At 70.2% G+C, this 8,038-nt stretch carries 8 protein-coding genes; 4 read left to right on the top strand and 4 right to left on the bottom strand.

The window, feature by feature from the left end; all coding sequences use genetic code 11:
• Positions 1–171: 171 nt before the first annotated feature.
• Positions 172–381, top strand: coding sequence for a hypothetical protein (locus BFF77_RS29730; protein WP_066956109.1), 210 nt, complete (start codon positions 172–174; stop codon positions 379–381).
• A 121-nt stretch (positions 382–502) separates the two neighbouring features.
• Positions 503–1,714, top strand: a complete 1,212-nt coding sequence (locus BFF77_RS29725; protein WP_425424442.1) for a glycosyltransferase 87 family protein — start codon at positions 503–505, stop codon at positions 1,712–1,714.
• Between the two features lie 242 nt (positions 1,715–1,956).
• Here BFF77_RS29725 and BFF77_RS29720 read toward each other — a convergent pair whose 3' ends face one another.
• Both BFF77_RS29720 and BFF77_RS29715 read right to left on the bottom strand, forming a co-directional pair.
• Positions 1,957–3,597: a DNA repair helicase XPB gene (locus BFF77_RS29720; RefSeq protein ID WP_066956106.1), complete on the bottom strand. Its 1,641-nt coding sequence runs from the start codon at positions 3,595–3,597 to the stop codon at positions 1,957–1,959.
• Between the two features lie 289 nt (positions 3,598–3,886).
• On the bottom strand, positions 3,887–4,756 hold the full coding sequence (locus tag BFF77_RS29715; protein ID WP_066956103.1) for a ketopantoate reductase family protein: 870 nt from the start codon (positions 4,754–4,756) through the stop codon (positions 3,887–3,889).
• A gap of 70 nt (positions 4,757–4,826) precedes the next feature.
• On the opposite strand from BFF77_RS29715, the gene BFF77_RS29710 reads away from it, so the two are divergent.
• Positions 4,827–5,456: a TetR/AcrR family transcriptional regulator gene (locus BFF77_RS29710; protein WP_066956098.1), complete on the top strand. Its 630-nt coding sequence runs from the start codon at positions 4,827–4,829 to the stop codon at positions 5,454–5,456.
• A gap of 103 nt (positions 5,457–5,559) precedes the next feature.
• On the opposite strand, the gene BFF77_RS29705 is transcribed toward BFF77_RS29710, so the two are convergent.
• Together BFF77_RS29705 and BFF77_RS29700 are read right to left on the bottom strand one after the other, a co-directional pair.
• Positions 5,560–6,261 (bottom strand): class I SAM-dependent methyltransferase, encoded by a 702-nt coding sequence (locus BFF77_RS29705; protein WP_066956096.1) that lies wholly within the window; start codon positions 6,259–6,261, stop codon positions 5,560–5,562.
• 69 nt (positions 6,262–6,330) lie between these two features.
• Positions 6,331–6,789 (bottom strand): hypothetical protein, encoded by a 459-nt coding sequence (locus tag BFF77_RS29700; RefSeq protein ID WP_066956093.1) that lies wholly within the window; start codon positions 6,787–6,789, stop codon positions 6,331–6,333.
• A 213-nt stretch (positions 6,790–7,002) separates the two neighbouring features.
• Between BFF77_RS29700 and BFF77_RS29695 the strand changes: the two genes are divergently transcribed.
• A complete protein-coding gene (locus tag BFF77_RS29695) occupies positions 7,003–7,782 on the top strand; it encodes a helix-turn-helix domain-containing protein (RefSeq protein ID WP_066956090.1) in 780 nt (259 codons plus the stop codon).
• Positions 7,783–8,038: the final 256 nt, after the last annotated feature.

Here is an 8,038-nt window from a genome sequence, read left to right as displayed (position 1 = left end):
CTACGGGAAGGACACGGCGCCACGTCCCCCCGGCGCCGTGTCCTTCCCGTAGGGGACATCCCGTATGCCGTGAGTCGTACACGCCACCGCGCCCCGAGTCGTACGGCGCGCTCTCCGCGGTTCCGTCCACGGGCCGATGTGTTCCGGCGGGCGCGAATCCACTATGGATGTATGAGTACCGCGGCATTCACCCCACCCCATGCCCCGCACGGCGCGCCGCCGCCCGGCGCGACCGTCTCGGGGGCAGCGCCCCACCACCCCGCCCACCACGTCGGCAACGCACTGCGCGCGGTCAAGGTCTTCGTGAGCACCGCGTTCCGTGTCGCCGTCCTCGGGGAGTACGCCGAGGAGGCCGGTATCACCCGTGGCCACCGCCTCTGAGGGACGGGCCGCCGACCGCGAAGGACCGGTCCGGGTAACGTGTGTGCCCGGGAGGCTCGGACTTGACCGGACGGGAGCCGAGGGACGCCCTCGATCCCGCTGATCCACTAGGGTCGCGGCCGTGACCTACCGGACCGTGACCCCCCGCTCACTCGCCGCAGTGGGCGCGCTCGCCCTGTCGCTGGCCGCATTCGCCACCCTCTGCCTCGCCCGGCACATCCCGATGGCCGACACGCTCGTCTACCGGGCGGAAGGCGCGGCCGTCGTCGGCGGCACCGATCTCTACGGGTTCACGGTCACCCGGTGGCAGCTGCCCGCCACCTATCCGCCCTTCGCGGCGATCCTCTTCGTCCCGACCACCTGGCTGCCCGTCGACGCGCTCAAGGTCGTCTTCGTCATCGGGAACGTCGCGCTGCTGGCCCTCTTCGTACGGCTGTCCTGGCGGTTCGCGGGGCTGCCCGCCGGTCCCGTGCCGCTGCTCGTCGCCGTGGCCGTGGGGCTCTGGCTCGAACCCGTCTTCCAGACCGTCCTGTTCGGACAGATCAATCTCGCCCTCGCCTGTCTCGTCCTGTGGGACCTCTCCCGACCGGAGCACGCGCTCGGCAAGGGCTTCGCCCTCGGTGTCGCCGCGGGCATCAAACTGACCCCGGCCGTCTTCATCGTCTATCTGCTGGTGACCGGGCGGGTACGGGCCGGGCTGACCGCCCTCGCCTCCCTCACCGCCACGGTGCTGCTGGGCGTCCTCGTACTGCCGCAGGCCAGCGGCGAGTTCTGGACCCGGCGCGTCTTCGAGACCAGCAGGGTCGGCAAGGCGTGGATCATCGACAACCAGTCGCTGCAAGGGCTGCTGGCACGCGTCCTGCACACCACGGAGCCGGGCGCGGTGTGGACGGTGGCCGCCGTGGTCACGGCGGCCGGCGGGCTGTGGACGGCGCGTACGGCCGTCGTACGGGCCGGGTCGGAGAGCTGGGGCGTGCTGGTCACCGCGCTGACCGCGCTGCTGGTGTCGCCGATCAGCTGGTCGCACCACTGGGTCTGGTGCGTACCGCTGCTGGCGGTGCTGATCGCGGAGCGGCGGTTCCGTACGGCGGCGGCGGTCGGCGTGGTCTGGACGGCGCGCAGCTTCTGGGCCGTACCGCACGAGGGCGAGCTGGACCTCCGGCTGGCGTGGTGGCAGCAGCCGGTGGCGTCGCCGTACGCGCTGTGCGCGCTGGGACTGCTGGCGTTCGCGGGCTGGCGTACGGGGACGAGTACGGGCCTGGCGCGGGCGGACGCGAGCCCGGTCCTGCCCACGCCCCGCGCCGAATCGGTCCGGGCCCGCGCACACGGTTGATCCCGCGCCACACCGGAAGCGTACGGGCACTGACCGGGTGTACGGGCACTGACCGGGTGTACGGGCACTGACCGGGTGTACGGGCACTGACCGGGTGTACGGGCACTGACCGGCGCGGGCGCGGATCGGGCACCGCGCGCGGACCGGGCGCCCGGCCTTCGCTCGCGCTGGTCCGTGCCCGCTGCCCGCCCGCCCGGAGCGCCTGCCCGCTGTCGTCCGCTCCCGCTCCCGCTCTCGTCCGCTCAGTTGTCCGTGAGCAGCTCGTCCGCGTCGACGATCCGGTACGCGTAACCCTGCTCGGCCAGGAACCGCTGGCGGTGCGCCGCGAAGTCCTGGTCGATGGTGTCCCGCGCCACGACCGAGTAGAAGCGCGCCTCATGGCCGTCCGCCTTGGGGCGGAGCACCCGGCCCAGCCGCTGCGCCTCCTCCTGGCGGGAGCCGAACGTGCCCGAGACCTGGATCGCGACCGTCGCCTCCGGCAGGTCGATCGAGAAGTTCGCCACCTTCGACACCACGAGCACCGAGATCTCGCCCTGCCGGAACGCCTCGAAGAGCAGCTCGCGCTGCGCGTTGCTGGTCTCGCCCTTGATGACCGGCGCGTCGAGATGCTCGCCCAGCTCGTCGAGCTGGTCGATGTACTGGCCGATGACGAGCGTCTGCTCGCCCCGGTGCTTGCGCACCAGCGCCTCCGTCACCTTCCGCTTGGTCTCGGTCGTCGCGCAGAACCGGTACTTCTCCTCCGTCTCGGCGGTCGCGTACGCGAGACGCTCGCCGTCGGTGAGATTGACCCGTACCTCGACACAGTCCGCCGGGGCGATGTACCCCTGTGCCTCGATCTCCTTCCACGGCGCGTCGAACCGTTTCGGCCCGATGAGCGAGAAGACGTCCGACTCCCGGCCGTCCTCCCGTACGAGCGTCGCGGTCAGTCCGAGCCGGCGGCGTGCCTGGAGGTCGGCGGTGAACTTGAAGACGGGCGCGGGCAGCAGATGCACCTCGTCGTAGATGATCAGGCCCCAGTCGCGCGAGTCGAAGAGCTCCAGATGCGGATAGACGCCCTTGCGGCGGGTCGTGAGCACCTGGTACGTGGCGATGGTGACCGGGCGGATCTCCTTGCGCGTACCGCTGTACTCGCCGATCTCGTCCTCGGTGAGCGAGGTGCGCTTGACCAGCTCGTGCTTCCACTGGCGGGCGGAGACGGTGTTGGTGACCAGGATCAGTGTCGTCGCCTTGGCCTCGGCCATCGCGCCCGCCCCGACCAGCGTCTTTCCGGCACCGCAGGGCAGGACGACCACACCGGAGCCGCCGTGCCAGAAGCCCTCGACGGCCTGCTTCTGATACGGGCGCAGCGCCCAGCCGGTCTCGTCCAGCTCGATGGCGTGCGCCTCGCCGTCGACATACCCGGCGAGGTCCTCGGCCGGCCAGCCCAGCTTGAGGAGCGTCTGCTTGATCTGGCCGCGCTCGGAGGGATGCACGGCGACGGTGTCCGGGTCGATCCGGGCGCCGACCAGCGGCTGGACCTTCTTGGAACGGAGGATCTCCTCCAGCACCGGACGGTCCGTGGAGGTCAGGACGAGACCGTGGGTGGGGTGCTTGGAGAGGGTGAGCCGACCGTAGCGTGCCATCGTCTCGGCGACATCGACGAGCAGGGCGTGCGGCACGGGATACCGCGAGAACTCCACCAGCGCGTCGACCACCTGCTCGGCGTCGTGCCCGGCGGCCCGCGCGTTCCACAGCCCGAGCGGAGTCAGCCGGTAGGTGTGGATGTGCTCAGGGGCGCGCTCCAGTTCGGCGAACGGCGCGATGGCACGGCGGCAGGCGTCCGCGCGCTCGTGGTCCACTTCGAGCAGCAGTGTCTTGTCGCTCTGGACGATCAGGCAGGACACACATACCTCCGAGAGTAGGATCGTCCCGTCACAGACAGCACACCCGCCATGACTCGGGGGTCACCCCGTGCCAGACGCTCCAAGGGCGTCTCGGCGAGTGCGCCGGGAATGCGCGCTGCCATCTACGTACGACTTTCACGCGAAACAGAAGAGTCTACCTCGCCGGAGCGTCGGCGGGCGGCACGTGAGGGCGGGAGCGGTTGCCGTCCGCGGAGCCGGCGGAGGCGGAGGCGAGGTCTGCGGGACCGGCGGTGGTGTGCGTGGTGGGGCTTTCGCCGTGCCGGGTCGCTCAGCGGGCTCCCGCAGGGGCACGGAGTTGTTCGGCCAGCCGGTCGAGTTCGGCCGCCGTGGCGGGCGAGGGGTCGTTGAGTCCGCTGTGCACGGCGATCGGGCTCTTCAGGAAGCGCCGGAGCACGGCCACGAGAAGCCCTTGCGGCAGAGCCCGCAACGCGGCGAACGCACGAGGTACCGGCGGTGTCTCCATCGCGGCGAGGTTCTGCCGTATGCGGTGGAGCATGCCGCGGACCGCGTCCGGGGCGCCGGCCAGCACGACCGGGCCGCCCGCCGCGTATACCGCCTGACCGAGCGGGACCTCGAACGCGGCATGCGTCCTGAGCCAGGCATCCATCCGCGGCTCGGCCTTGGCATTGATCCCGGCGCTGCGGAACGTCTCCACGATCCGTACCAGTCGCGGGGTGGTACGGCCGTCGGGCTCGCCGATCGGCATCGCGACCCGGCGGGTGACGAAATCGCTCTTGCGGTGGCGGACCACGTCGCCGTCCATCGTGCCGCCGGTCGCGGGGAAGCCGAGCAGCACCCGCTCGTGGCCGATCACCGCGCCCAGCGCCTCCGGGCCGGCTGCCCAGTTGAGCAGGAACAGCACGTCACCTCGGACACCGGCGAGTGATTCCAGCACCGCGTCCACCTGGTGGGTGCGGACGAAGACGGTGATCAGGTCGTACCCGCCGTCCGGGTGCTCGATCACCGGTACCGGCACCCGCCGGACAGGGCCGTCCTCCTCGGCGAGCCGCACTCCCCACCGCCGCAGGGCGGTCAGGCGCTCGCCCCGGGCGAGGAGCGCGACATCGTGGCCGGCCTCGTGCATGCGGGCGGCGAACAGGCTGCCGCACACTCCGGCGCCGTACACGAGCAGCTTCATGGCAGTCCTCTTTCACACGTTCGTTTTATTCATACGTTCGTTTCATTCAAACATATGTAGAGTCCCTCGTGTGGCGACCCCAGACACCCGCACCCAGATCCTCGACGCGGCCGAGCAGCTCTTCGCCGAGAACGGATACCGCGGCACCTCGATCCGTGCGATCACCAAACTCGCCGGAGCGAACCTGGCCGCCGTCGGCTACCACTTCGGCTCGAAGGCGGAGCTGATGGCGGCAGTCGCCCGCCGCGTGGTCGAGCCCATCACCGCTGCCCAGTGCGCCGGGCTCGACAGATTGCTCGCCCGGACCCCCGACCCCTCGGCCGGCGAACTGGTGGAGGCGTTCGCGGGGCCGCTGTTCGACGAGATGCCGGCCGGCGACGAGGGCGGCGCCCGGACGTCCCGGCTGATCGTGACGATCCTGAGCGACCCGGCCGAGGAGGCACGCAGCTGGACCGGCCCGGCCGAGGACTCGGTCCGCGAGCGCTACTTCGCGGCCTTCGCGCGCGTACTGCCCGGCCTTTCCCCGGAGGAGCTGTGGTTCCGGATGCGGGGGATCTTCGCCGTGACGGCCGTCGACCGCCTCCAGGTCCACCAGCGGCCCTCCCCCGGCTGCGCGTCCCCGGTGGCGGGCGAGGCGGCCCGGCGATGGGCGATCACGTTCCTGACAGCAGCGATGAACGCGCCACCACCCGGGACCTGACGACCCACGTCAGACGCCCCGGCGGCGGAGGTCAGGCGGCGTTCGCCCTGTGGATGAGGGCAGTGAGGTGCCTGTCGGCGGCGTTCTTGTTCTGCCCGCGGCACTACAGGGCGAACGTCCGGTCGATGCGGCGCTGGGCCCTGCGGCCTCGAACCAGCAGGGTCCCCGTACGGCGGCTTCCCGCAGGCGGGGGGATCACGTCCACAGAGACATCAACGTATCCCTGATCCTTCAGCGTGACGGCCCACACGTCCGGCTCGTAGTCCCAGCGCTTGACCACAGCCGGTTCCTCGTCGGGTCCCCGCGGAATGTAGGACGCCTGACAGCCGTAGCAACCCTCCACAGCGGGCCGTTGGGACATGGCGAACACCCCGCCCGGCTTGAGCGTCGCCCGGACCGCGGGAAGCATCTCCGCCGGATCGGTGAAGTAGGCGGCCCCGAACACGGAGTAGACCGCGTCGAACGGAGCCTGTGTCCGCATGAACGAGAGGGCGTCTCCCCGGTGCAGCGTCATGCCACCGATGCCTGGCCAATGCTCACGCGCCTTGGCCAACTGCGTCGGCGACAAGTCCACCCCCACGGCTTCCATGCCGAGAGCGGCGAGATGGGCGACGTTTCCGCCGGAGCCGCAGCCCAGGTCCAGCACCCTGCCCCCAGCGGGCAAGGACAGCACTTCGGCCCCAGGTCCGTGGTCGGGATGCTGGGTCCAGTTGAACCAGGTGGTCTCGCCCTTGGCGTTTGTCTTCCTTCGCGGGGGCTTGCTCTCCGAGTAGGTGTCCCAGGCAGCGCTACGAGTGTCGGTCACGGCGTCCGTCCCATGTCATGGCGTCAGCCGCCCGGCTCGGAGACCGGGCGGCTGGTGCGCTGAGGAGTGCTACTTGTTCACAGGGCTGTCGGTGCACCCAGCGTGGCACTGTGTGCATCCTGCCGCGCCCTCGTTGGGCCAGAACTCGGGATCGACGGCGAACCCGGCCGCGCGGATCGCGGTCTTCGTCGCCTCCAGGGCGGCCCCACCCGCTTCGGGGTCCGAGCCGGTCTCGTCGTCGTCCGGAACGTGGTGGATGTAGTCCACGCCCAGCGACTCGGCAAAGGCCACGTAGGAGACGCTCCGCTGGATGAACGCGTGCCAGAACAGGTCCACTCGAAGGGACGGGGTGAGCGGCTCATCGGCGAGTGTGGAGGCCACCAGGAAGGCCACCATCTGGCTCACCCCACGCTCGGCCTGGTCGTCGGACAGCTCCGGCCAGGTCTTGCGCACGTCCTGGGCGAGGCGCTCCCTGAGGACCGGGCTGATGAAGCCCAAGACTTCGCCCGGCTGCTTCGTGATCGTCACGTCAGTTCCTTCCGTGTCGGCTGGTGCGTGATCGGAGAGCATCGGGGGCACTTGCGTAGCTGCCTCGCGACGCTCTGATGTTGCGCCGGTGGACCACGGCAGAGCGACGACGGATCGGGCGTCGTCCGGGCGTCACTCGGAGGGGCGTCCATGACATCTCAGTGGGCGTCAAACCGGTGTCATTGCAAGCTCGTTCGGTCTGGCTTTGACGTCATGACGACGACCGCTGTGGTGCCGAATGATGTGCTGCGGGCCGTACGCATCGGCCTGCGCTTAAGCCAAGACGACTTTGCCAAGGCGCTCCGCCGGGCAGGTGCGGAACTGGGAGAGCCGAACGAGGCTTCCGAGCGTCTGGTGCAGCGCTGGGAGTCCGGCACGAGCAAGACGCCTCGGGGTGTGTACGCCAGGGCCTTGGAACGGGTTACCGGCCGTCCGGTCGAGGCCCTGGGGTTCATGCTGCCGGTGCCGACGGCACGAGTTCACGCGGACGGGAAGGGAGGGCATGACATGGAGACCGGCGCAACCGGTGTCAGGTCTGCTGCTGTAGGCGCGCAGCCTGCCGCGCAGACGGGTGTGGAGACGTTTTCGGGGGTGTGGCTCAGCTCCTACGAGTTCTTCTCTTCGAGCCGGGGCGACTCGTACGAGGGCAAGCACTACGTGGTGATCGTCCAGCACGGGAACCGGTTGACCGTTCAGAGTCTGCCCGGGGCGAGCAGCAACCCGGACAGCCCACTCACCCTGGACCTGACCGCTGATCGCAACGTCGTCACGGGCACATGGGTGGAGCAGACCGCCGTGGACGGCTACTACAACGGGGCCCGCTACCACGGAGCCATCCAACTCCTGGTCGAGCCGACCGGACGGCGTATGGCAGGGAAGTGGGTCGGCTTCGGTAAGGACTTCGACGTGAACACCGGCCCCTGGGAACTGCGGCTGGTGGACCGCTCCACGAGCAAGGCCACGATGGCGAGGTACAGCCGGCCGCCGGAGTGATCGGCGCTGACGTCACCGGGCAGTCCCAGGCAAATGCCCCGTCCGGCGACGTCCTGACAACGCGGTCGTGGACGATGAGAGGTCCATTCGCAGCGGCGCCCTGTCCGTTGCCGGACGGCCGGTGTCGCGTTGCCCGGGTGGATCCGGGCCGGGGGGCTTTCTCGGGCGTACGTGGTCGTGGAGGGGGCACCCGGATGCCATGACCGCTGAGACGGAAAGAACGGGAAGAACCCGGCAGGGCAGGGCCGCTCGGGTG

Origin of the sequence: Streptomyces lushanensis (assembly GCF_001700515.1) — a bacterium.
GTDB classification, from domain to species: domain Bacteria; phylum Actinomycetota; class Actinomycetes; order Streptomycetales; family Streptomycetaceae; genus Streptomyces; species Streptomyces lushanensis.
This window is presented reverse-complemented; position numbering and strand designations above follow the sequence as displayed.

Coding starts and splice junctions, on each gene's coding strand:
- BFF77_RS29730 (WP_066956109.1), top strand. CDS start 172: ATGAGTACCGCGGCATTCACCCCACCCCATGCCCCGCACGGCGCGCCG.
- BFF77_RS29715 (WP_066956103.1), bottom strand. CDS start 4,756: ATGAAGCTGCTCGTGTACGGCGCCGGAGTGTGCGGCAGCCTGTTCGCC.
- BFF77_RS29695 (WP_066956090.1), top strand. CDS start 7,003: ATGACGACGACCGCTGTGGTGCCGAATGATGTGCTGCGGGCCGTACGC.